At 71.3% G+C, this 23,553-nt stretch carries 18 protein-coding genes; 9 read left to right on the top strand and 9 right to left on the bottom strand.

Annotated features, from left to right (window positions below):
- Window positions 1–12: 12 nt before the first annotated feature.
- Entirely contained in the window at window positions 13–1,863 is a 1,851-nt protein-coding gene (gene asnB / locus AMYNI_RS0141700; RefSeq protein WP_020674091.1) for an asparagine synthase (glutamine-hydrolyzing), read from the top strand.
- A 64-nt stretch (window positions 1,864–1,927) separates the two neighbouring features.
- Here the strand turns inward: asnB and AMYNI_RS46800 are convergent, their stop codons facing one another.
- The 3 genes from AMYNI_RS46800 to AMYNI_RS0141685 are packed head-to-tail and all read right to left on the bottom strand — an operon-like array spanning window position 1,928 to window position 5,026.
- Window positions 1,928–2,845 carry an AfsR/SARP family transcriptional regulator gene (locus AMYNI_RS46800; RefSeq protein WP_051116420.1) on the bottom strand — a complete coding sequence of 306 codons (918 nt, stop codon included), beginning with the start codon at window positions 2,843–2,845 and terminating at the stop codon, window positions 1,928–1,930.
- A 33-nt stretch (window positions 2,846–2,878) separates the two neighbouring features.
- Window positions 2,879–3,982 (bottom strand): IS701 family transposase, encoded by a 1,104-nt coding sequence (locus AMYNI_RS46795; RefSeq protein ID WP_169515812.1) that lies wholly within the window; start codon window positions 3,980–3,982, stop codon window positions 2,879–2,881.
- 54 nt (window positions 3,983–4,036) lie between these two features.
- A complete protein-coding gene (locus AMYNI_RS0141685) occupies window positions 4,037–5,026 on the bottom strand; it encodes a hypothetical protein (RefSeq protein ID WP_020674089.1) in 990 nt (329 codons plus the stop codon).
- A gap of 311 nt (window positions 5,027–5,337) precedes the next feature.
- On the opposite strand from AMYNI_RS0141685, the gene AMYNI_RS0141680 reads away from it, so the two are divergent.
- Window positions 5,338–6,162, top strand: a complete 825-nt coding sequence (locus AMYNI_RS0141680; protein ID WP_020674088.1) for a helix-turn-helix transcriptional regulator — start codon at window positions 5,338–5,340, stop codon at window positions 6,160–6,162.
- Between the two features lie 126 nt (window positions 6,163–6,288).
- Window positions 6,289–9,363 carry a type I polyketide synthase gene (locus AMYNI_RS46790; protein ID WP_169515811.1) on the top strand — a complete coding sequence of 1,025 codons (3,075 nt, stop codon included), beginning with the start codon at window positions 6,289–6,291 and terminating at the stop codon, window positions 9,361–9,363.
- A gap of 70 nt (window positions 9,364–9,433) precedes the next feature.
- Here AMYNI_RS46790 and dinB read toward each other — a convergent pair whose 3' ends face one another.
- Window positions 9,434–10,624, bottom strand: a complete 1,191-nt coding sequence (gene dinB / locus AMYNI_RS0141670; RefSeq protein ID WP_211225550.1) for a DNA polymerase IV — start codon at window positions 10,622–10,624, stop codon at window positions 9,434–9,436.
- 155 nt (window positions 10,625–10,779) lie between these two features.
- On the opposite strand from dinB, the gene AMYNI_RS0141665 reads away from it, so the two are divergent.
- Window positions 10,780–11,226 (top strand): hypothetical protein, encoded by a 447-nt coding sequence (locus tag AMYNI_RS0141665; RefSeq protein WP_020674085.1) that lies wholly within the window; start codon window positions 10,780–10,782, stop codon window positions 11,224–11,226.
- Window positions 11,227–11,272: 46 nt separating this feature from the next.
- The gene (locus AMYNI_RS0141660) at window positions 11,273–12,910 is read left to right on the top strand and encodes an ABC-F family ATP-binding cassette domain-containing protein (RefSeq protein ID WP_020674084.1); all 1,638 of its coding nucleotides are present in this window, start codon (window positions 11,273–11,275) and stop codon (window positions 12,908–12,910) included.
- Window positions 12,911–12,936: 26 nt separating this feature from the next.
- Here AMYNI_RS0141660 and AMYNI_RS0141655 read toward each other — a convergent pair whose 3' ends face one another.
- Window positions 12,937–13,368, bottom strand: a complete 432-nt coding sequence (locus tag AMYNI_RS0141655) for an SgcJ/EcaC family oxidoreductase (protein WP_020674083.1) — start codon at window positions 13,366–13,368, stop codon at window positions 12,937–12,939.
- A 70-nt stretch (window positions 13,369–13,438) separates the two neighbouring features.
- Between AMYNI_RS0141655 and AMYNI_RS0141650 the strand changes: the two genes are divergently transcribed.
- Both AMYNI_RS0141650 and AMYNI_RS0141645 read left to right on the top strand, forming a co-directional pair.
- A complete protein-coding gene (locus AMYNI_RS0141650; protein WP_020674082.1) occupies window positions 13,439–14,044 on the top strand; it encodes a TetR/AcrR family transcriptional regulator in 606 nt (201 codons plus the stop codon).
- Window positions 14,045–14,072: 28 nt separating this feature from the next.
- The gene (locus AMYNI_RS0141645) at window positions 14,073–14,636 is read left to right on the top strand and encodes a PadR family transcriptional regulator (RefSeq protein ID WP_026361584.1); all 564 of its coding nucleotides are present in this window, start codon (window positions 14,073–14,075) and stop codon (window positions 14,634–14,636) included.
- Between the two features lies 1 nt (window position 14,637).
- On the opposite strand, the gene AMYNI_RS47660 is transcribed toward AMYNI_RS0141645, so the two are convergent.
- From AMYNI_RS47660 to AMYNI_RS0141625, 4 genes are all read right to left on the bottom strand, one after another.
- A complete protein-coding gene (locus tag AMYNI_RS47660; protein ID WP_020674080.1) occupies window positions 14,638–16,560 on the bottom strand; it encodes a protein kinase domain-containing protein in 1,923 nt (640 codons plus the stop codon).
- Between the two features lie 71 nt (window positions 16,561–16,631).
- The gene (locus AMYNI_RS0141635; protein ID WP_020674079.1) at window positions 16,632–17,255 is read right to left on the bottom strand and encodes a TetR/AcrR family transcriptional regulator; all 624 of its coding nucleotides are present in this window, start codon (window positions 17,253–17,255) and stop codon (window positions 16,632–16,634) included.
- Between the two features lie 5 nt (window positions 17,256–17,260).
- Window positions 17,261–17,581 carry a DUF6191 domain-containing protein gene (locus AMYNI_RS0141630; RefSeq protein WP_020674078.1) on the bottom strand — a complete coding sequence of 107 codons (321 nt, stop codon included), beginning with the start codon at window positions 17,579–17,581 and terminating at the stop codon, window positions 17,261–17,263.
- Between the two features lie 46 nt (window positions 17,582–17,627).
- Window positions 17,628–18,506, bottom strand: coding sequence for an alpha/beta fold hydrolase (locus tag AMYNI_RS0141625; protein ID WP_020674077.1), 879 nt, complete (start codon window positions 18,504–18,506; stop codon window positions 17,628–17,630).
- Window positions 18,507–18,605: 99 nt separating this feature from the next.
- Here AMYNI_RS0141625 and AMYNI_RS0141620 point away from each other — a divergent pair, with 99 nt between their 5' ends.
- Complete coding sequence (locus AMYNI_RS0141620; protein ID WP_020674076.1) at window positions 18,606–21,896, top strand: ATP-binding protein; 3,291 nt, start codon at window positions 18,606–18,608, stop codon at window positions 21,894–21,896.
- A 197-nt stretch (window positions 21,897–22,093) separates the two neighbouring features.
- On the top strand, window positions 22,094–23,503 hold the full coding sequence (locus AMYNI_RS46780; RefSeq protein WP_020674075.1) for a glycoside hydrolase family 18 protein: 1,410 nt from the start codon (window positions 22,094–22,096) through the stop codon (window positions 23,501–23,503).
- The last annotated feature ends 50 nt before the right edge of the window (window positions 23,504–23,553 follow it).

Raw genomic sequence — 23,553 nt, 5'->3', positions numbered from 1 at the left:
GGACGGTTACCGATGTGCGGCATCGCCGGCTGGGTGAGCTTCGGAGACGATCTGACACGACACGCGGAGACCGCGGAGGCCATGACCGAGACCATGGCCTACCGCGGTCCGGACGACAAGGGGGTGTGGCTGGCGCCGCACGTGATGCTCGGCCACCGGCGGCTGGCGGTGATCGACGTCGAGGGTGGCCGCCAGCCGATGTTCGCGCGGCACGGCGAGGACACGCCGGCGGTGATCACCTACTCCGGCGAGGTCTACAACTTCCGCGAGCTCCGCACCGAGCTTCGCCGCCGCGGGCATGATTTCCGGACGAGCAGCGACACCGAGGTGGTGCTCAACGCGTACCTGGAATGGGGTGAAGCGCTCGTCGAGCACCTCAACGGCATCTACGCCTTCGCGATCTGGGACACCCGCACCGAGGAACTGCTGCTGGTCCGCGATCGGATGGGCGTCAAACCGCTGTACTACTACCCGACCTCCGACGGCGTGCTCTTCGGCTCCGAGCCCAAGGCGATCTTCGCCAATCCGCTCGCCGAGCCGGTGGTGGACGCGGACGGCCTCCGGGAGATCTTCGGCGTGGTGATGACCCCCGAACACGCGGTCTTCCGCGGGATGCACGAGGTTCGGCCGGGGCATCTGGTGCGCGTCTCCCGCCGGGGCCTGGCCAAAACGCGGTACTGGCAGCTGGAAGCCCGCCCGCACACCGACGACCTGGACACCACCGTGGCCACCGTCCGCGAGCTGCTCGAGGACATCGTGCGCCGCCAGCTGATCTCCGACGTCCCGTTGTGCAGCCTGCTCTCCGGCGGGCTCGACTCCAGTGCCGTCACCGCGCTGGCGGCCAGGGCGCTGCTCGACCAGGACGCCGGCCCGGTGCGCTCCTTCTCGGTCGACTTCGCCGGGCACAGCGAACGTTTCCGGCCCAACGCGGTGTGGGTGGACCCGGACACGCCCTATGTCACCGAGGTCGCCGAGCACCTGGCCGCCGCACACACCGATGTGCTGCTCGACAACGCCGAACTGCTTGATCCGGCGGTGCGCAAGGCCACCCTGCAGGCGCTGGACCTGCCGGTGGTCACCGGCGACATGGAGTACTCGCTCTACCTGCTGTTCCGCAAGGTGCGGGAGCTCTCCACGGTGGCACTGTCCGGTGAGTCCGCCGACGAGCTGTTCGGCGGCTACACCCAGTTCCACGATCCGGAGGCGGTGTACTCCGGCACCTTTCCCTGGCACACGCCGTTCGAGAAGGCGGGCGGGAAGGCGGCCCTGCGCGAGATCGGGCTGTGGGAAGGGCTGGACCTCACCGGCTACGTCCGGGAACGCTACGAAGATGCGCTCGACGAGGCACCGCGCCTTGACGGCGAAGCGGGGCACGAGGCCAAGATGCGCGAGGTCGGCTACCTGCATCTGAGCCGGTTCATGACCTTCCTGCTCGACCGCAAGGACCGGATGAGCATGGCGGTGGGACTGGAGGTGCGGGTGCCGTTCTGCGACCACCGGCTGGTCGAGTACGTGTTCAACACCCCGTGGGCGATGAAGACCTTCGACGGCAGGGAGAAGAGCCTGCTCCGGGCCGCGACCGCGGACCTGCTGCCGCAGTCGGTGGTGCGGCGCAAGAAAAGCCCGTATCCGTCCACACAGGACTCAAACTACGAGCTGCACCTGCGGGAGCAGGCCGGGAAGCTCGTCACCGGCGACTCGCCGGTGCTGGAGTTCGCGTCACGGGCCGGTATCCGCGAGCTGCTGGACAAGCCGATGGGCTCGTTCGGCTACGGCGGCCCGTACAGCGGCAGGGCGGTGCTGGAGCGGCTGGTCGACTTCAACGCCTGGGTCCGCGGTTACGGGGTCACCGTCGCGCTCTGAAACCCGGGGCGCACCCCAGCTGATACCGCCCGGCCGAGCGAGGCCGGGCGGTATCGGCGCTGCTTCAGCGCTGGACTTCCAGCCAGGACGTCACCGCTTCGCGGAACATCGCCAGGTCCGAGCGCAGCCGGGCGTTCTCGCTTTCGACCTGGCGCAGCCGGACCAGGTCGGGTCCCGGCCGGTGCGTCCGGTCCGGCGCCGCGGGGCCCGGCGAGTCCGGCTTGGCCAGCCCGGGCTCACCGCGGAGGATCGCCTGTTCGAGCGTGCGCAGCTCACCGCCCGGCTCGATACCGAGCTCGGCGTCGAAGCGCCGCCGGGTCACCCGGAAGACGTCCAGCGCTTCCGCCTGACGCCCGGATCGGTAGAGCGCCAGCATCAGCTGGGCGCAGAGCCGCTCGCGGAACGGATGCTCCGCGACGCTGCCGGCGAGATCACCGACGACCAGGCGGTGCAGGCCCAGCCGCAGCTCCAGTTCGAACCGCTCTTCGAGCACGGTGAGCTGCTCCTCGGCCAGTTTGGTGGACAGCGTGCGCACCAGCTCGCTGTCCAGCCCGGCCGCGACCGGCCCGCGCCACAGCCCGAGCGCGGCCCGCAGCAGCTCCACCGCGTCACCATGGCGGTTCCGATCCGCGGCCGCTCTGCCCCGCCGCACCAGTTCGCGAAACCGGCCGAAGTCCGAGGAAGCCGCGGGGACCCGGAGCAGATAGCCGACGTGGTGGGTCTCGATCGGGCAAGGCATGCCTTCGAGCACGAGCCGCCGCCGCAGGGTGGACACGCAGATGCGCACCTGGGTTCTGGCCGAAGCGGGCGGCGCGTCACCCCAGATGGCGTCGATCAACCGCGTGAAGGGAACCGGGTGGTTCGCTTCCAGCAGCAGCATGGTCAGCAGGATCCGCGGCCGGAGTCCGCCCAGTTCGACGGTCCGGCCCGCGTGCTCCACCTCCAGCGGTCCCAGTATCTTGAATTCGAACTGTGCGGCCATCTCCTTGCCTCTCCCAGAGTCGCGGTGCGGCTGCTACGCGTTCCTGCGCAGCAGCGTGGTTTCGGCGCGGTGCGCTTCGGCACGGCGAAGGGTCCGATAGGTGTGCGCGGCGGCGACCAGCGTCACGTGGTGGTGCCAGCCCGCGAAGGACCGGCCTTCGAAGTGCCGGAGGCCGAACTCGTCGTGCAGCTCGGTCAGCTGCTCGCCGGTGGGTTTGAGCTTCACCAGCCCGATCAGCTCCGGCAGCCGCGCCGGCCCGAAGTTGGTCAGCCAGGCCGCGACCACCCGGCGCCGGTCCGGCGACCATTCGGCGAGCAGCCGCCGGGGGCGGAGGAAGCGGCGCGCTGGCGCTCCGGCCGAGGTCCCGGCCAGCACGCCGGAAAGGGTGAATGGCGTACCGGTCGACGGTCCGGGTGGCACAGGCCGCCACCCGCCAGGGCCTCGTTCGGAAACCCTGACCGCGTAAGAGATCTTCCGGTCTTCGAAACCGTGCAGCAGCGGGTCGAGCCAGCGTTCGCCGCGGGCGTCCAGCAGCACCGGCGCCGGGGTGAGCCCCCAGTAGCCGGTCAGCTCGTCGATCACGCCGAGCAGGTGCCGCCAGCGGGGCCGGTGCGGTTCGTGCTCGGGCACCCCGGCCCGCGCCCGGCGCGCGGTGTCGTGCTCCCACGACTTCGGCAGCATCAGCCGCCAGTCGGCCGCACAGGCGAACTCGTCGTTGCGCAGGAACAGCACGAGCCCGAGCTGGCAGTTCAGCGTGCGCCGCAACGACCAGGACCGCTGGTTGGCGACGCCGACCGAGTTGTTCCCGTATTTCGGGAAGACCACCTCTTCGGCGACCCAGGCGCGGGGCCGCAGCACCGCGTCGGCGCGGAGCGCCAGTTCGCGCCGGACCGGCTCCCATCGCCACGGGCTCTGGTTGACGAACTGCTGCAGGCTCTGCTCGGCACGGCGGCCGACGACCTCATCGGAGATCCGCCGGATCGACTTGCGGCCGGGCAGGAAGAGCAGGCCGCGCAGGTAGACCTCGGCCCAGCGGCGCTGGTCTGCCCGCCTGAGCGAGTAGAAGATCTCCTGGCAGTACCGGGACAGGTCGTCGGTACGGCCGGGGACGCCGGCCATCGGGCGGATGCGATCCATGGTCATTCCCCATCGGTTCGAAAAGTGGACTGGCCGGCACCCGCGATGCCGTGGTCAGCGCCCCGGCCCGGCGTCGGGCTGGAGCAGCAGGCGCGCGCCGAGCATCGCGGCGTAGGGCGCGTATCGGATTCGGCTGAACTGGAAGGCCTCCCACGCCTCACCGGGTTCGCGTTCCGGCGGCAGGCCGGAGGCGGTGGCGTGTCGCACGCTGTCCCCGAACGCCCATTCCTCCCGGCCCTGGAGGCTGACCTCGGTGGCCGGCACGACCACGCCGGCCAGGCTCGCGAGCTGCTGCAGGCAGGCCATTCCGGAGTCGAGCAGGACCCGGGTGTGCGGCGGTGCCCATGCCGGCGACACCGCCTCCACCAAGGCCGCCGCGTCCATCACGATCACCGCTGCTCGCGTCCACGGCAGCTCGCCGTTCGGCCGGTGGTACAGCAGTCCGGGAAACCGCTGGTGGCTTCGGTGCAGTTCGGACAGCCAGCCCGCCCATTCCGCGAACCGCTGGTCCAGGCCGTCCCGCGAGCCGCAGCGGAGGCAGTCGGCGAGCATGCCCTCGGCGTCCGGTATCCGTGCCGAGCGCATGCCGAGCCGCAGCACCAGCCGCTCCCGCCGCTCCAGCGCTTCGAGGTAGCCGATCAGGTAGACGCAGAAGGTCGTCAGCGCCAGCGCCACCATTGCGGCGGCCACCACCGTCAGTGCGAGCGGAACCCAGCCGGGCCGCTCGAACAGCAGGAACGGCCCCGGGGCCCGCAGCGAGGGGTCGAAGGCGGCCGCCATCAGCACCGCGCCCAGTGCCAGGCCGGTCAGCCAGCCGAAGAGCATCACGCACAGGCCCAGCGGGGCGCACAGGTCCATCAGGCGCTGGCCGCCGTGCCACGGAATGCGGCGCGCGATCGGCAGGCTGACCAGTGCGACGGCCTTCACCGCGTGCGAAGCCACCCGCGAAGTCAGCCCGCGAGGGCAGAAAAGCGTACGCAGCACACTCAGCAGCACCGCGAACTGGACCAGGCACCCTGCACCGACGACGAGCACCTGCCGCATCCCGGTACCTCCTCCCCGCTCGGCATATCCGCTCGGGTATGAGCATCACCCGGCAAGCCGGAACCGCCCAGTACGCACTTGTGGTGGTATTGCCGGTACCAGCCTGATGTTGGTTAGTTACCTTTCGAATTCCTTTCCGAGAGAGGGTTAGCCTGTTCGGAGCAACAGATCCCCTATTTACCGGAGGCAGTCTGGGGTGGCTATCACTGGGAGCTATGGAAATTCGTCTGTTCTGCGCTTAGAATCGCCCGGTGATCCCCACAACGCGGCGGGCCTGCCCCGATTCTCCGAACTAGCGAGGCCGGGTCGTCGTGGCTGGGGACAACACCAACAGAGAGGAGCTCGGACGGTTTCTGCGCAGCCGTCGCGAGCGGATCACCCCCGCCGAAGTCGGGCTGCCGACCGGGCCGCGCCGGCGCACCAGGGGGCTGCGGCGCGAAGAGGTCGCGGTGCTCGCTGGATTGAGCCCGACCTGGTACACCTACCTGGAACAGGGCCGGGACATTCGACCTTCCCCCGAAGTGCTGGACAGTCTGGCCAGGGTGCTCGGCCTGTCCGAGGACGAACGCCGCTACGTGCACCTGCTCGCGCACGGTCAGGTGGTGAACCCGCGACCGCTGCGCCTCGACCTGCCCGTGCAGGATCTGGTCGACCAGCTGGTCGGGGTGACCGCGCAGAGCAGCTATCCGGTCTACGCCACCAACCAGTATTGCGACCTGATCGCCTGGAACAAAGCGTCCGCCGAATGGTACGACGACTGGTCCCGTTATCCGAAGGCGGAACGTAATCTCCTGCGCTGGATGCTGACCACGGAGGTGGCGAAAAAGCGGCTGCCCGACTGGGAGAACGACACCAGGGACGTCATCGCGCGCTGGCGGGCGGAAGCCGGCAAGTGGCCGGAGGATGAACGGCTGCGCAGCCTCGTCGCCGAACTCGACGGGCTGAGCCCCGATTTCACGCGCTGGTGGAACGACCACCATGTGCAGGAACACCGATCCCGAATCCGGCGCTTCCAGTTGCCGGGCCGGGCGGACCGGACGCTGCGGATCGTGCCGATGCACACTCCGGAGATAGCGCCGTGCGGGATTGTTTTCCATATCCCAGTGGAGTCGGTTGGTCACTCTCGCGGTTGTTGATGTCCGACGAGACCCGATTTCCGGGGACTCCGTTAGTTTCCGGTTGACCGATGCCGCGCCAGAGCCACAAAGTCCCAGGCGCACATCAGCTGCCATGTTCCGGCCGATTTTGGGGAGAGAATGATCGTGAACAGTGCACCGGATGCCAGTGAGTCCAAGGAAGATCGCCGGCGGGGCGGTCGTGCTCCCGGTGATCCCTGTGAGCCCCGCGACCCGATCGCCATCGTCGGCGCGGCCTGCCGCCTTCCCGGTGCGGCGGGGGTGAACGAGTTCTGGGAGATCCTCGCCGAAGGGCGGGACGCCGTGACCGAAGTGCCGCCCGAACGGTTCGACGTGGACCGTTGGTACGACCCGGAACCCGGCCGGGCAGGCGGGATCGTCAGCAGGGCCGGCGGGTTCGTCGACGACATCGACCGGTTCGACGCGGCGTTCTTCGGCATCTCCGCGCACGCGGCGGTCCGGCTCGACCCGCAGCAGCGCCTGCTGATGGCACTGGCCTGGGAAGCGCTCGAAGACGCCGGCGCGACACCGGAAAGCCTGGCCGGAACCAGAACTGGGGTGTACACGGGTTGTGTCTCTTCCGGTTACTGGGATTTGCTGCGGCAGGCTGGCCTGGTGGACCTGCACGCTGCGATGGGCGTGGAGCTTGGCGGAACCACCGCCGGGCAGCTCTCCTACCAGCTCGACCTGCGCGGGCCGAGCCTCGGTGTCGAGGCGGCCTGCGCCACCTCACTGCTCGCCGTGCACCTGGCGTGCCGCGCGATCTGGTCCGGCGAGATCGACAAGGCGATCGTCGGCGGCTCGAACCTGCTGCTCGCGCCGGATCTCTACTTCAGCCTGTCCGAAGCGGAAATGCTGTCCCCGCGCGGGCGCTGCCGGTTCGGCGATGCCGGCGCGGACGGTTACGTGCGCAGCGAAGGTGCCGTGGTGCTGCTGCTCAAGCCCCTCGCCGACGCGCTGGCCGCGGGCGATCGCGTGCACGCCACCATTCTCGGCACCGCCGCGGTCAACAACGGACGCAGCGGCGGCACCATGATCGCGCCGGGGATCGAGGGCCAGTCCGAAATGCTGCGTGCCGCCTACGCCGACGCGGGCATCTCGCCTGGCGAGGTCGACTACGTGGAGGCGCACGGTCCCGGTACCCCGACCGGGGACCACATCGAACTCACCGCGCTCGGCCGGGTGCTCGGCGAGAACAGGCCGGCCGGACGGCGCTGCCTGCTCGGGTCCGCGAAGTCGAACCTCGGTCACACCGAGGTTGCCGCCGGTATCGTCGGATTGCTGAAGACCGCGCTCGCGCTCCGGCACCGGAGGATCCCGGCGACCCTGCACGTCGGCGAGCCCAACCCGGTGCTCACCCGCGGGGACATGCCGGTGGAACTAGCGGTCGAGCCGCGGCACTGGCCCGAACGAGGGCGGCCTGGAATCGCCGGGGTCAGCGCGTTCGGGTTGACCGGCACCAATGTGCACGTGGTCCTCGGCGAAGCGCCCGCGGTGGCCCGCCGCGCGAGTGCGCCCGAGCCCGCCGGGTACCTGCTGGCGCTGTCCGCTCGCAGCCCGGAGGCACTGCACTCGATGGCGAGCGATTACCGCGGTCTCCTCGAAACCGTTACGCAGCAGGAGGAACTGGCGGACCTCTGCTTCAGCGCGGGTGCCCGTCGCGCTCACCACGAGCATCGGCTCGCGGTGACCGGTCCCGATCGGCAGTCCCTTGTGGACGGTCTTCGCTCCTTCGTCGCCCGCGAGCACTCGGACGCGGTGTCCGTGTCGCGCACCAGCGCGACCGCCGCCCCGCACGTCGTCTTCGTGTTTCCCGGCCAGGGATCCCAATGGGCCGGGATGGGTCGGGAACTGCTCGCGACCAACCCGGTTTTCGCGAAACGAATGGGGGAGTGCGCCGACGCGATCGAAGCGGAGCTCGGCTGGTCGCTGATCCCGTTGCTGGAGAACGGCACCGTGTTGTCTACTGTGGACCAGATCCAGCCGGCGCTGTGGGCGATGCAGGTTGCGCTGGCCGCCCTCTGGCGGGAAGCCGGGGTGGAACCCGCGCTCGTGATCGGGCACAGCATGGGGGAGATCGCCGCGGCGGTCACCTCGGGCGCGCTCAGCGTGGTCGACGCCGCCGCCGTGGTGTGCCGCCGCAGCGCGCTGCTGGCCGGACAGCGGGAGCCCGGCGCCATGTGGGCCGTCCAGCTCGGCGAGCGGGACGCCCGGCGGGCGATCGGGCGGCACTCCGGGCAGGTGGCCGTCGGCGTGCTCAACAGCGACCAGTCCACCGTGCTCTCGGGCGAACCGGACGCGCTCGACGAAATCGTCGATTCGCTTCGGGGGCGTCACGTGTTCTGCCGCCAGGTCCAGGTGGACTACGCCTCGCATTCGCCGCGGGTCGATTCGCTGCGGGATCCGCTCATCGCCTCGCTCGCGTCGGTGCGGCCACGCGAAGCCGAGGTGCCGATGCACTCGACCGCGTACGACCGGCTGATCACCGGTAGCGAGCTCGGTGCCCGTTACTGGATGGACAACCTGCGGCTGCCGGTCCGCTTCGGTGCCGCCGTGCGAACCGCGCTGGCCGGTCGGCGCGACACGCTGTTCGTCGAGATCAGTCCGCACCCCGTGCTGCTCACGGCGATCGACGACGGGGTCGAGGCGAGCGGCGCCACGGCGGCCGCGATCGGCTCGCTCTGGCGCGACCTGCCCGAGTCCGAGGCGTTGCTGTCGGCACTCGGCTCGGCCTACACCCGCGGCTGCGCCCCGCGCTGGCAAGTCCTCTACCCGGATGGCCGGTTCGTCCCGCCCCCTGCCTATCCCTGGTCCACCAAGCAGTTCTGGGTCTCGGCCGGCGCCCCCGGTTTCCCGGACGCGCCGGGCCCGGTCCGTCAACCGCTCGCCGCTCCCGAGGCCGGACCCGCGGGCGGCGCGGCTGTAGTGGACGAGGTGGACGCGGTGGACGAGGTGGTCAGGCAGTTGACCCGGCAGGTTGCCGCGGTGCTGGCGACCTCACCCGAGGACATCGACTCGGCCGCGCCGCTGACTGTTGCCGGACTGGACTCGCTGCTGGCCGCGAAGCTGCGCCGGCGCATCGAATGGGAGCTCGACGTGCGCATCGGGGTGGGCGAGCTGCTCGGCGCCCGCTCGCTCCTCGAGCTGGCCAACGACCTGGCGGACCGCAAGAGCGCCGGCCGCCCGGTGCTCCAGCACTGACCACGGGTGTCTTCCGTCCGGTGACGGCCGGACGGAAGACACCCTTCCCGGTCCTGGCGGCTTCGGCGGCTCAGTCGGGGAGCAGGGGAACGGAAACGCCGGGATCCCGGCCGAGCAGCACGGCCCTGGTGATGGCCGCCGAGCCGAACCGGTCGCGAACCGTGTCGAGGGTGGTGTCGAGCGCGTCGGTGTCCTGGGCGTCGAACGGCAGCGCGAGCTGGACGGCGCCGTGCCCGCTGAGGTCGGACAGCGAGGCGCCGATCAGGGTCAGGCCGCGGGCGTAGATGGTGGGCTGTGCTTCGGTGAGCAGTTTCCGTGCGGTGGCGAGGATCGTCTCGGTGTGGTCGGTGGCTTCGGTGAGGGTGCGAGACCGGGTGGCGCGGGTGAAGTCCGCGAACCGCAGGCGCAGCACGATCACCCGGCAGACCCGCTTGGCCGCGCGCAGCCGGCGGGCGAGGCGGTCCACCAGCGCGACGAGCATGGCGTCGAGCTCGGTCGGGGAGTGCCGGCCGCGGCCGAGCGCGCGCTGCGCGCCCATCGACCGGCGCCGCCTGCCGGTCTGCACCGGGCGCGGGTCCCGGTTGTGCGCCAGTGCGTGCAGGTGCTGCCCGGCGCCGCGGCCGAGCATCGAGACCAGGTCGACCTCCGGCAGCTCCGCCACCTGCCGGACCGTGGTGATGCCGCGCTCGCGCAGCTTGGCCGAGGTCACCTTGCCGACGCCCCACAGCCGCTCCACCGGCAGCGGATGCAGGAACGCCAGTTCGCCGGTGTGCGGCACCACCAGCAGCCCGTCCGGTTTGGCCACCCCGCTGGCCACCTTGGCGAGGAACTTGGTGCGCGCGACGCCGACCGTGATCGGCAGGCCGACCTGCTCGGCGACGTCCCGGCGCAGCCGCGCGGCGATCTCCGGCGGGGTGCCGGAGATCCGTGCGAGCCCGCCGACGTCGAGGAACGCCTCGTCGATGGACAGCCCCTCGACCAGCGGGGTGGTGTGCTCGAACACCGCGAACACGGCCTTGCTGGCCGCGCTGTAGGCGCGCATCCGCGGCGGCACCACGATCGCGTGCGGGCACAGCCGCCGTGCCTGCGCGCCGCCCATCGCGGTGCGCACGCCGAAGGCCTTCGCCTCGTAGCTCGCCGCCAGCACGACGCCACCGCCGACGATCACCGGCCGGCCCCGCAGCCGGGGCTCGTCGCGCTGCTCGACCGACGCGTAGAACGAGTCCAGGTCGGCGTGCAGGATGGGGCCATCGATCGACACGAACACACGTTCGCATCCGGCACCGACATTCCACCCGCCCGCCACCTGAACGGCGTAACGCCGTGCGCGCGGCGCGCGCGGCACCAGGCCCGCTGCGACACTGGCCGGTGGAGTTGATCATCGACCGCTGTTGTCGCCAGGCAGGAGAAATGCGCATGGGTGGGAAGTCGGCAAGGCGCGGCCGGTTGTGCACGGTTCTCGCGGTGGCCGCGTCCGTGTCGGCGCTGTCGGCCGGCACCGTGTCGGTACCGGCGTCGGCGGCGTCCGTTTCGGAAGTCGGGGTGACGGCACTGTGCAAGAGCAGGGTGTCCGGCTTCCTCGGCAAGTGGGGCCCGGTTTCGAAGGAGTGCTCGTACACCAGCCCCGCGAGCGGGTGGAGCGGAAAGCTCCGGATCACCTGGAACGTGCAGGCGAGCACGAACCAGACGGCCTGCGTGCAGGCGCGGATGGGCAAGGCCAAGAACCCGGACAAGTGGCAGTCCATCGGCTGCGGCCCGCTGGGCGTCGGCACCATCAAGTGGCCGAAGAACACCGCGTCGAACGTGGAAGTACGGGTGCAGAGCCGGAACAGCCCGGTGGCCAATGTGGACTACTCGATCTGACCTTCGCGGCGGTTGAGCCGGCGCCGGGCCGTAGCATCGGCCTTCTATGAGCGCCACACTCGTCGTCAAGGACCTCGCCGCCGGTCACGGTGACCGCATCCTGTTCTCCGGCCTGGAGCTGGTCGTCGCGCCGGGAGACGTGATCGGCCTTGTCGGTGCCAACGGCGCCGGCAAGTCCACCCTGCTGCGGACGCTGGCCGGGCTGGTCGCCCCGGAGAGCGGCACGATCCGGCTGAATCCGCCCTCGGCCACCGTGGGACACCTGCCGCAGGAGCCGGAACGCCGCCAGAGGGAGACCGTGCGGGACTTCCTGGCGCGGCGAACCGGGGTCGAAGCGGCGCAACGCGCGCTCGACGTCGCGACCGAGGCGCTGGCCGGCGGTGCGCCCGGCTCGGACGACGAATACGCGGCGGCACTGGACCGCTGGCTGGCGCTCGGCGGCGCCGATCTCGACGACCGGTCCGCCGCGGTGGTCGCTGAGCTCGGCCTGGACGTCGGCCTGGAGCAGCCGATGACGGCGTTGTCCGGCGGGCAGGCGGCGCGGGCGGGGATGGCGTCGCTGCTGCTGAGCCGGTACGACATCTTCCTACTTGACGAACCGACCAACGACCTGGACCTGGACGGCCTGGACCGGCTGGAGAAGTTCGTCGCCGGGCTGCGCGCTGGCACCGTACTGGTCAGTCACGACCGCGAGTTCCTGACCAGGACCGTGACCAGGGTCGTCGAGCTGGATTTCGCGCAGCAGCAGGTGAACTCCTACGGCGGCGGGTACACGTCCTACCTGGAGGAGCGCGAGATCGCACGGCGGCACGCGCGGGAGGAGTACGACGAGTACGCGGACAACCGGGCCGCGCTTCAGGCGCGGGCGCGGACCCAGCGCGGCTGGATGGAGAAAGGGGTCCGGAACGCCCGTCGCAAGGCGGGCGACAACGACAAGCTGGGCCGGAAGTTCCGGGCGGAGGCCACCGAGAAACAGGCGTCGAAGGTGCGGCAGACCGAGCGCCTGCTCGAGCGGATGGACACCGTGGAGGAACCGCGCAAGGAGTGGGAGCTGCGGATGGAGATCGCCGCAGCACCCAGGTCCGGCGCGGTGGTCGCGACCGCGCGGGCGGCGGTGGTGCGGCGCGGCGACTTCCGGCTCGGGCCGGTGGACCTGCAGCTCGACTGGGCCGACCGGGTGGCGATCGTCGGAGCCAACGGCGCCGGTAAGTCGACCCTGCTGGCCGCCCTGCTCGGCCGGATTCCGGTGGACGATGGCGAGTGCTCGCTCGGCTCCGGGGTGGTGGTCGGCGAGGTGGACCAGGCCAGGAAGCTGTTCTTCGGCGAGGAAACCCTGCTCGACGCGTTCGCCGCCGAGGTACCGGAGCTGGTGGTCGCGGACATCCGGACCCTGCTGGCGAAGTTCGGCCTCACCGCGGTGCACGTGCTGCGCTCGGCGGTCACCCTGTCGCCGGGGGAACGGACTCGGGCGGCGCTGGCGTTGCTGCAGGCACGCGGGGTGAACCTGCTGGTGCTCGACGAACCGACGAACCATCTCGACCTGCCCGCGATCGAGCAGCTGGAGTCCGCGCTGGCCGGCTACCCGGGGACGCTGCTGCTGGTCACCCACGACCGCCGGATGCTGGAGGCGGTCGAGGTGACCCGGCGGCTGGAGGTCGCCGACGGCCAGGTCACCGAACGCTGAGCCCGCTCGGGACCCGGCCGCGCTGGCTAGGACTTGCCCTGCCACTCCAGGGGTGTGAGGCTGGCCAGCTCCTCGTCCTGTTTGGTGAAGTCGGCCAGTGTTGTGCGCCCGGTGTTCTGGAAGGCCAGAATCTCGCCGTCGCGGAAGATCTTCGTCTGGACGCCGTGCCAGTCCCCGGCTCGCGGCCCGGTGGGCACGTGCAGGGTGGAATTGGTGTGCACGAGCAGGATGCCGTCGCCGAGCTCGCGGCTGTCGACCACCCAGAGATCGAGGTGGCTGCCGCGGTAGATGGTGTCGAAGATCTTCTGGTGCTCGGTGGCGATCACCTCCCTGCCCCGCTGTATCCGCCCCACCACGTCCACGAAGTCGGCGTTCTCCGCGAAGTGCGCGGCCCACCCGGCGCCGTCGCCAGCGTTCCAGGCGCGCGCCATGTCGGTGATGATCTCTTCAACGTTCATCGGTTTGCCCCGTCCGGATAAACTAGAGTCTTGGTCTACTTGTTGGAACGACGTTCTAATTGGAGCATACATGCCAGCGGACCTGCCCGGCATCGTCCGGCTGCGAGATCGGCGCGAGGCGCTGACCCTGCGCACGATCCTCACCGCGGCACGCGGGCTGTTCGCCGAGCGCGGCTACGCCCGCACGCCGATCCGCCTCATCGCCCAGCAGGCCGGCGTCTCTCCGCAGACCATCTACGCGCACTACGGCTCCAAGGCGGGCGTGCTCGCCGGGCTCGTCGACCTGCTGGACGACGAAGCGGGCATTCCCGACCTGATGGCCGAGGTGGACGGCCTGACCGATCCCGAGGAGCTAGTCGGCCTGCTGGCCAGGGTCAGCCGCCAGGTCAGGGAGCGCTGCGGCGACATCGTCACGGTCCTGAGCTCGGGCGCCGCGGTGGACCCCGATATCGCGGACACGCTGCAGGAAGGGGCGCGGCGCAACCGGCTCGGGGTCGAAATGATCGTCGAGCGCATCCGCGGCACCGGCCGCTCACTCGCTCCCAGGGCGGCCGACATCGCGGTGGCACTGATGAGCGCCGGTGTGCACGACAGTCTCGTCGTGGACGCCGGCTGGTCCTACGACGACTACGAGAGCTGGCTCAGGCACACGCTCGTCACCGCGCTGCTGCGTTAGGTTCTTGGCACCATCCGGAAAGGAACACATGTCCGCGGTTCGACTACTCGTGCTCGGCGCCGTCCGGCGTCGCGCACGGGCCCACGGCTATCAGGTACGCGCGGATCTGGAGGCGTGGGGCGCCCACCAGTGGGCCAACGCCAAGTCGGGCTCGGTCTATCACGCGCTGAAGGCCATGACCGGTGAGGGTTTGCTGCTGCTGCACGAAACCACGCCGAGCACGGCCGGTGGACCGCCGCGCCTGGAGTACGAGATGACCGGCGACGGCGAGCAGGCCTACTTCACCCTGCTCCGCGCCGCTCTCTCGCACCGCGATCCGCGGCTCGATCTCCTCGCCGCAGCGGTCGGCCTGATCGAGGACCTGACCCGCGCCGAGGCGATCGACCTGCTCCGGCTGCGCGCCGCGGCGATGGACGAGTGGCGGGCCGGCATCACCGGCGAGCTGCCCGCCGGCACCGACCTCGAAACCTGGGGCCCGGTCGGGGAAGTCCTCGGCCTGTGGATCCACACCGCGGACAGTCGTGCCGAGTGGACCCACCGGCTGATCCGGCGCCTGGAAGAAGGTTCCTACCGGATGGCGGGCGAAAACTAGCTCAGCCGGGGGAGAGGCCGCTCACCAGTAGGGTGTCGCGGTCCTGGTCCAGGACATAGACGCGGGAGCCGTCCGGGGCCAGCGCGATGCTCGCCGAGTTGTCGGCGGGCAGCGGGATCGTCCGCCGGACGGACGCGGTGGCGGTGTCGATCACGGTGAGCTCGTTGTCCTCGCCGTGTGCGTAGGCGACGGACCCGTCCGGTGCGAAAGCGACGTTGACCGCGGGGAGCTTCATGGTGACCGAACCGGTGACCCGACGCGCCGCCACGTCGACGACGTGGATGCGCGGCTGGTGGGCTTCGGCGAGGTAGATGCCGCGTCCGTCCGGGGTGAACGTCGGTGCGAAACCGCCGCCGCTGAACGGAATGCGGGCCGTCTCGGCCCCGGTGGCCCGATCGAAGAGGGTGAGCACGGGCTGGTCGAAACCGGTGACCGCGAGGGTGCTGCCGTCCGGGGAAAGCGCGACGAACGCCGGCTCGGCGACCGGGAGCTGCCGCGTGACCGCGCCGGTGCGGAGGTCGACCTCGGCCACGATCCCGTCCCGCTGCAGCGCGGTGTAGCCGAACCGGCCGTCCGGGGAGATCGCCGCCGAGTAGGCCCTTGCCGCGAGCGGCACGGTACGGCGGATCACGTTCGCCGCCGGGTCGATCTCCTGCAGGCCCTGCGGCACCGCGACCCAGACCGAGTCGCCCGCCGGCGTGACCGCGATGCCGGAAGGGTTGCCCGACAGCTGGATCGTGGTCACCCGGGTGTCGGAGGCCGCGTCCACCACCGTCACGGTGCCGCCGCCTTCGTCCGCGACGTAGACACGGCGGCCGTCCGGGGTCACCGCGAGCGCGAAGGGCTCCTTCCCGACCGGGACGTTCCGCACGGCACCGGACGGCAGCGGCGGCAGGACGACCGGCGCGGCGTGCGTCGACGGGGGAGCGGACGACTGGGAGACCGGTTGCGCCGGCGGCTCCTTGCCGGTCAGCAGCACGAGAGTGGTCACCGCGGCCGCCGTCAGGACCGCGGCGCCGCCGCCGAGCAACAGCCGGCGCGGGCGGGTCACGACCGGACCGGCGCGGCGAGTGGGCGCGCTGATCGCGGCCGCGTGCCCGGGGCCGCCGGGCAGCACCGCCTGCGTCGCGGCCGCGAGGTGCCCGGCGGTGGGGTAGCGGTGCCCTGGTTCCTTGGCCATTCCGGTGGCGACCACCGCGTCGAACCCGGCCGGGAGGTCAGGGCGTTCGGCGCTGGGCCGCGGCGGTGGCCAGTTCAGATGGGCCTGCAGTGCCTGAGGCAGCCCGTCGGTGTCGAACGGGGGACGGCCGGTCAGGCAGGCGTAGAGCAGGCCGGCGAGCGAGTAGATGTCGGCGCGATGATCCACTTTGTCGCGGCCGAAGCGCTCCGGTGCCATGTAGTCCAGCGTCCCGGCGACCTGCCCGGCTTTCGAGGTGGCCGCCGAAGTGTCCGGTCTGGTGGCGAGGCCGAAGTCGAGCAGATAGACGAAATCGTCGTCGAGCAGGCGCACATTGGACGGTTTGACGTCGCGATGGATCAGCCCTTCGCGGTGGGCCAGATCCAGCACCCCGGCCAGTTGCGCCACGATCGCGGCCGCGCGCTCGGCCGCCATCGGTCCTTCCCGTGCCAGCACGGTGGACAGGTCCGTGCCGTCGATGAGCTGCATGTCGAGATAGAGCCTGCCCTCGATCTCGCCGTAACTGTGGATCGGTACGACGTGCGGGCTGCGCAGTGCCGCGGCCAGCCGCGCCTCCCGGCGGAACCGCTCCTGGAAGTCGGGATCGCCGGCGCAGTCCGGCGGCAGCAGCTTCAGCGCGACCAGCCGATCGTGGTGCCCCGTGTCGCGGGCACGCCACACTTCCCCCATGCCACCCGCCCCGATCATCGTCTCGAGCAGGTAAGGACCAAGGCGTGTCACCGCCACCGCCTCTCATCTCCGCAAGCCGACCGCTCGGCCGAAAGGCTAGGCAAGCGGGCCGGGACCGGTCCCGAGCGCTACTGGGGCCTGCCGGCGATGGCGACGAAGATGGCGGTGCACTCGTCGATCAGCTCGTCCCGACTGAGCTGCACCGAGCCGCCGAGCCAGGCGGTGAGCGTCTGCGCGAAACCACCGACGATGAACTGGCTGCTCAGCTCCAGGCGCGGGCCGTCGGACTCGGCCACCTGGTGGTCCCGCGCGTGCGCGCCGAGCAGGCCGGCGAACATCGTCGCCGACTCCAGCCGCCGCCGCGCGAGCACCGGACTGGTCAGCAGGGCGCTGAACAGCAGGCGGCCCTGCCGCGGGTCGTCGGCGATGGTGCGGATGATGTTCCCCACGCCCGCCCTGATCTTCCCGGGTACGTCGGTCGCCTCGGCGACGGCCTGTTCCGTGGTCGTCGCGAGCCCCTGGGTGACGTGGTCGAAGACGGCGACGGCGAAGGCGTCCCGGTCGGCGAAACTCTCGTAGAAGTACCGGGTCGCCAGCCCGCTCTGCTTGCACACGCCGCGCACGCTCAGCGGCGGAGCGCCGCTTTCCGCGCCGAGTGCGTCCAGCCCGGCCTCGATCAACTTCGCGCGCCGCTCGGCCTGGCGATGATCGCCTTGTACCCCGCCGTAGACGCGCAGTGGTGAGCTGGCCATACCGGTCATCCTGACAGCTCGGGCCGCTCCCGTGAACTTGACCTCGGACCTTCGGGCCGCAGGACCACGACGCCGCGGTCGAGGTCGACGCCCAGGTTCGGCGGAGCGCCCTGGGCGTCCTCTTCGCGCATCATCGACATCGAGTCCCGATGGTCCAGCTCCCGGCGTTTCGTCCCGTAGAAGATGGCCGTGAACTCGTTGACGTAGGTGGTGGTCACCGGGGTGCCGACGCGGTTCTGCCGCTTCCGCCGCCGGGACTCGAACGCCCGCAACGCCATCAGCAGCAGCACGCTGCCCGGAATGGCCAGCCCCAACCATTTCTCCACTTCCGGCGAACGACCGAGGGCCCGGCCGTGTTCCCGGCAAGCCGGGTTACCTGGAGAGCAGACCGCGCAGGGCTTTGACCACCTCGCCGGGGTCTTCCTCGGCCATGAAATGCCCGCAGGACACGGTGTTGTGCACCAGGTTCGGTGCCCACGCCCGCCACCGGGCGGCGGCGTCGAAGCCGAGTGCGGTGCCCCAGTCCTGCTGCAGCACGGTCACCGGCATCCGCAGCCGGTGGCCGGCCAGCCGGTCGGCCTGGTCGTCTTCGACGTCGACGGTGGCCGAGGCCCGGTAGTCGGCGACGATCGAGGGGACCGCCTCGCGGGACGCCTTCAGGTAGGCGGCGCGGACGTCGGCGGGGATCGCGTCCGGGTCGGTGGCCCAGCCGTCCAGGAAGTGACCGAAGAACGCGTCCGCCGAGGCGCCGATCATCCGCTCGGGCAGTCCGGGCGGCTGCGCCATCAGGTAGAGGTGGAAGCCGACGGCGGCGGAGGTGCCGTGCATGACCTCCCACATGTCGAGGGTCGGCAGCACGTCGAGGGCGGCCAGGTGGGTGACCGCCCCGGGGTGGTCGAGCCCGGCGCGGACCGCGACCAGCGCACCCCGGTCGTGGCCGGCCAGCGCGAACCGGTCGTGGCCGAGCGCGCGGGCGAGTGCGACGACGTCGGCCGCCATGGTGCGCTTGGCGTAGGTCCGCCCGTCGGTGGCGGCCGGCTTGTCGCTGTCGCCGTAGCCGCGCAGGTCCGGGCAGATCACCGTGTGGTCGGCGGCCAGGTCGGTGGCGACGTGCCGCCACATCAGGTGGGTCTGCGGGAACCCGTGCAGCAGCACGACGGGGCTGCCCGCGCCGCCTACCGCGACGTTGAGCGCCACGCCGTCGGCGACGGTGACGCGCTGCTGGGTGAACGTGGTGATCGTCGGTGTCATGCCGGTGCTCCTGTCATGTGGTCGTGTTCTCCGGCATCGTCGGTGCCGCCGATCAGCCCGTGCTCAGCGGCGACTCAGCGGGCCGGATAGGTTGTCGGCGTGTCCGAGCCGGTGCTGGGTTTCCGCGTGCTCGGCCCGCTGGAAGCCGCGAACGAGCACGGGCCGGTCGACCTCAAGGGCTTCAAGCACCGGGCCGTGCTGGCCAGGCTGCTGATCGCCGGGGGCGGGGTGGTGCCGGTCACCCGGCTGATCGACGACCTCTGGGAAGAGGCGCCGGGCGGCGCGTCAGGCGCGGTCCAGACCTTCGTCGGCGCGCTGCGGAAGGCCCTCGAGCCGGATCGTCCGGCCAGGACGCCCGCCCGGCTGCTGGTCACGGTGGGAGCGGGCTACGCGCTGCGAACCGGGCCCGAGAACGTGGACGCCCGGCGCTTCGAGGCCGCCGTCACCGAGTCCGGCCGGTTGCTGGCCGACGACCGCGCCGAGGAAGCCCGGGTCTTGCTGGACGAGGCGCTGGGGCTCTGGCGGGGACCCGCGTACGTGGAGTTCGCCGAGCAGGACTGGGCACGCGGCGAGATCGCCAGGCTCGACGAGCTGCGCCTGCTGGCCGTCCGACGTCGTGCCGAAGCGGCGCTGGCCTTGGGGCTGGCCGGGGAAACGGTGCCCGAGTTGCAGGCACAGGTCGCCGCGCACCCGCTGCGCGAAGACGACTGGCGCCTGCTGGCCACGGCGCTCTACCAGTCGGGACGTCAGGGTGACGCGCTGGCCGCGCTCCGCCGGGCCAGGGAGGTGCTGCGGACCGAGCTCGGCGTGGACCCCGGCCAGCACCTGCGGCGGCTGGAGGCGGACATGCTCGCCCAGGCACCGCACCTCGCCGGTCCGCCCGCCCGGCGCTCGCCGGACCCCGTGCAGGACAAGGGGCCGGTCCAGCAGCTCTTCGTCGGTCGCGTCGGCGAACTGGCCGCGCTGGCGGAAGCGGCCGCGTCCGCCAAGTTGGCGGGACGGCCCCGGCTCGCGCTGGTGTCCGGAGCCGCCGGGGCGGGCAAGACCGCGCTGACCACGGCCCTGACCCGGCGGCTGGCGGCGACCGGCTGGATCACCGCCTGGGGGACCAGCCCCGAACTCCCCGGCGCGCCGGCGGCATGGCCGTGGACGCAGTTGCGCGACGCGCTCGCCCATACCGGACACGACCCGCCGCCCACCGGCACCCAGGACGGTGATCCGGGCGATCCGGGCGATCCGGTCGAGGCGCGGTTCCGCCGGCACCGCGCGATCGGCTCCTACCTGGGCACGGTCTCCGGTGCGAAGCCGGTGCTGCTGGTCTTCGACGACCTGCACTGGGCGGATGAGGAGACCCTCGCGCTGGTCACCGCGCTGGCCGCCGATCCAGCGGCCGGGCCGGTGCTGATCGTCGGCACCTACCGTTCCACCGAGATCTCCGCCGGGCTGGCCGGGGCGCTCGGCCGGGCGGCCCGTGCCGAGCCGGTCCGGGTCTACCTCGGTGGGCTGACCGAGCCGGAAGTCCGGGAGCTGGTCCTCGCCACCGCTCACCGCGAGCCGGCGCCGGGTGCCGCGCAGGTGATCCACGCGCGCAGTGCGGGCAACCCGTTCTTCGTCCGCGAGCTCACCCGGCTCTGGGAGACCGAGGGCGACGCGGGACTGAGCGCGGTGCCGGCCGGTGTCCGCGACGTCATCCGGCATCGCCTCACCGGCCTCCCCGAGGCGGCGCGGACCCACCTGCGCCAGGCTGCGGTTCTCGGCCACGAGGTCGACCTCGACGTGCTGATCCCGCTCGCCGGGGACGAGAACCTGGTCCTGGACACCGTCGACTTGGCTCTGCTGTCCGGTTTCCTGGTCGAGCGGGACGCCGATCGCCTGCGTTTCGCGCACGCGCTGGTGCGCGAAACGCTCTACGACGACATCACGCGCGTCCGCCGGGCCCGGTGGCACGCCGCGGCGGCGGAGATCGTCGAACGGGTCCGGCCCGATGACGTGGAGGCGATCGCGCACCACTTCCTGCGCGCGGAAGACCGGGCCACCGCGGCCATGGCCGCGCACTACGCGCGTGCGGCTGCCGAGCGGGCGGAGCGGCGACCGGCGCCGCACGAGGCGGTGCGCCTGTGGCGGGGGACGGTCGAGGCGCTGGATCGCACGGAAGGCGGGGATGCCCGTGCCCGGCTGGAGGCGGTGATGGGCATGGTCCGGGCGCTGGCGGTGACCGGTGACCTCGCCGGGGCGCGGCGCCACCGCGCGGACGCGGTCACCGCGGCCGAGGCGCTGGGCGACCCGGTGCTGACCGCCGGGGTGATCGGCTCCTTCCAGGTGCCCGCGAACTGGACGGCCAACGACGACGAGGCGCTGTCCGCCAGCCTGGTGGCCGCCGCCGAGCGCACCCTGACCGTGCTGCCGGGCGACCGCGAGACCGAACGCGCCGGCCTGCTGGTCACCGTCGCGATGGAACGGCGTGGCGACCGCGGTCAACGGGGTGCGCAGGCGGCGCGGGAGGCCGAGACGATCGCCCGCGCGCTCGGCGATCCCACCCTGCTGGCATTCGCGCTCAACGGCCGTTTCTTGCAGACCTTCCACCGGGCCGGGCTCGCACCGCAACGGGCCGCGATCGGTGCGGAACTGCTCGACCTGGCCGCCCGGCACGACGGACTGATCCCGTTCGAAGTGCTCGGGCACCTGATCCTCGTCCAGTCCGGTGCCGCGCTCGCCGATCTCGCCACCGCCGACCGGCACGCCGCCGCGGCCGACCTGCTCGCCGAGCGCTACGAGCTCCCTCTCGTCGGCGTGTTCACCGGCTGGTACGCGGCGCTGCGACTCGCGGTGACCGGCCGGCCGGCGGAGGCGCGAGCCGCCTACCGCGCGGCCGCCGACCGGCTCCGGGGCACCGGGATGCCCGGTGTGGAGGACGGGATCCTGCCGCTCGCCCTGCTCTGCCTCGGTGTCCCGGACCTGCCCGACGACGGCTGGGGGCGGTACGAGCGCTGGGCCCGTCCGCTGGTCCTGTTCGCCAGTGGCGACCGCGAGCAGGCGCTCACCGCCGTGCGCGACATTCCGGACTCGCCCCGCGACCTGCTCTTCGAAGTCCGCACCTGCCTGCACGCCGAGTCGGCGGTGCGGGCGGGGGACCGGCAGCGGATGGCACCTCTTTACGCCCAGTTGCTTCCCGCGGCCGGAGAACTCGCCGGGGCCGGCAGCGGGCTGCTGACTCTGGGCCCGGTCGCGCACTACCTCGGCGAGCTGTCCGCCGCGCTCGGCCGGCGGGATCGAGCGGCGGGACATTACCGGGAGGCGCTGGCGATCGCGGACAAGGCCGGTGCGCCGCATTGGTCCACCGCCGCCCGTGACGCACTGCGACGCCTCGGCCAGCGGATTCCGGCAGTGTGACGAACCTGCTCCCCGCCGTTGACCGGGGTGGAGGCATAACACGGGGTAAGAGGTTTTCGGGATGGGTGTCCGGCGGCGGTCGCGCGCGAAGATGGGCTGAGGCCGGTGGTCTAGACAACCCCCTGCCGGCCGTCCCCCAACCCCGGAGATCGGAAGCCCCCATGTATCGCAGGATTCACCGGCGATCCAGCCGAAAAGTGGTCATTCCCGTCATCGCGGTGTCCGCGCTGGCGGGTGGCCTGCTGCTCGCCCCGCCCGCCACCGCCGACCACCCCGCGGCCCCGCCGCAGGCCAATTACCACGTGGTGAACTACTACCCGCAGTGGGCGGTGTACGGCCGGAACGTCTACCTCGGCGACATCGAGCGCAGCGGCGCGGCGAACGGGCTGACCGTGCTGAACTACGCGTTCGCCAACATCCACGCCACCGACCACACCTGTTTCCAGAGCACCTCCGCGGTCGGCAACCCCGGTGACCCGGACTACCCGAAGGACAACGCCGGCGACGCGCATGCCGACTACCAGCGGGTGATCACCGGCGCCCAGTCGGTGGACGGGGTCGCCGACGATCCCGCCGGCAAGCTGCGCGGCAACTTCAACCAGCTGCGCAAGCTCAAGGCCAAGCACCCCGGCCTGAAGGTGCTGATCTCCCTCGGCGGCTGGTCGTTCTCCAAGTACTTCGCGGACGTGGCCAAGACGGACGCGGCCCGCAAGAAGTTCGTGTCCTCCTGCGTGGACATGTTCATCAAGGGCAACGTGCCGTCCAGGGACGACTGGGGTACCGGCAAACCGGCCGGCGGCCCCGGCAGCGCGGCGAACATCTTCGACGGCTTCGACCTCGACTGGGAGTACCCCGGCGGTGGCGGCCTGGAGGGCAACCACGTCGACCCCAACGACAAGCAGAACTTCACCCTGCTGCTGAAGGAGTTCCGCACCCAGCTCGACGCGGCGAAGCAGGGCGGCCTGATCACCGCCTTCACCGCGGCCGACCCGGTGAAGATCCAGAACGGCCTGGAGCTGGACAAGATCTTCCAGTACCTGGACTTCGCGAACGTGCAGGGCTACGACTTCCACGGTTCCTCGTGGGAGCCGAACCGGACCGCGCACCAGGCCAACATCAACATGGCCCCGAACGACCCGAACCCGCCCGCCAGCCAGTTCAGCGTGGAGCAGGCGGTGAAGATCTACACCGACGCCGGGGTGCCGCCGGCCAAGATTCTGGCCGGCATCCCGTTCTACGGCCGCGGCTGGGACGGGGTCACCAACGGCGGGCAGAACGGGCTCTTCCAGGCCGCCACCGGTGCCGCGCCGGGCGACTTCCCGGAGGAGCCAGGGGTCAGCGGCTACCGCAAGCTGAAGTCCAAGTTCACCTCATCCCAGGTGTTCCACGACGAGGCCGCGATCGCGACCTGGGGCTATGACGGTAAGCAGTTCTGGTCCTTCGACGACCCGTGGGCCATCGGCAAGAAGACCGAGTACATCAAGGCCAAGGGTCTTGGCGGCGCGTTCGCCTGGAACCTGGCGGAGGACGACGGCACGCTGGCCCGCGCACTGGCCGGTGGGCTGGGACGAGGCACCCCGTCCGCGCCTCCGCAGGGCCGGGGCTGACCGGCAGGGCGGTCTTTCTCCCGGCAAAGCACTGCTGCCCCGTCCGATTC

This window comes from Amycolatopsis nigrescens CSC17Ta-90 (assembly GCF_000384315.1).
In the GTDB taxonomy this organism is placed as follows: domain Bacteria; phylum Actinomycetota; class Actinomycetes; order Mycobacteriales; family Pseudonocardiaceae; genus Amycolatopsis; species Amycolatopsis nigrescens.
This window is presented reverse-complemented; position numbering and strand designations above follow the sequence as displayed.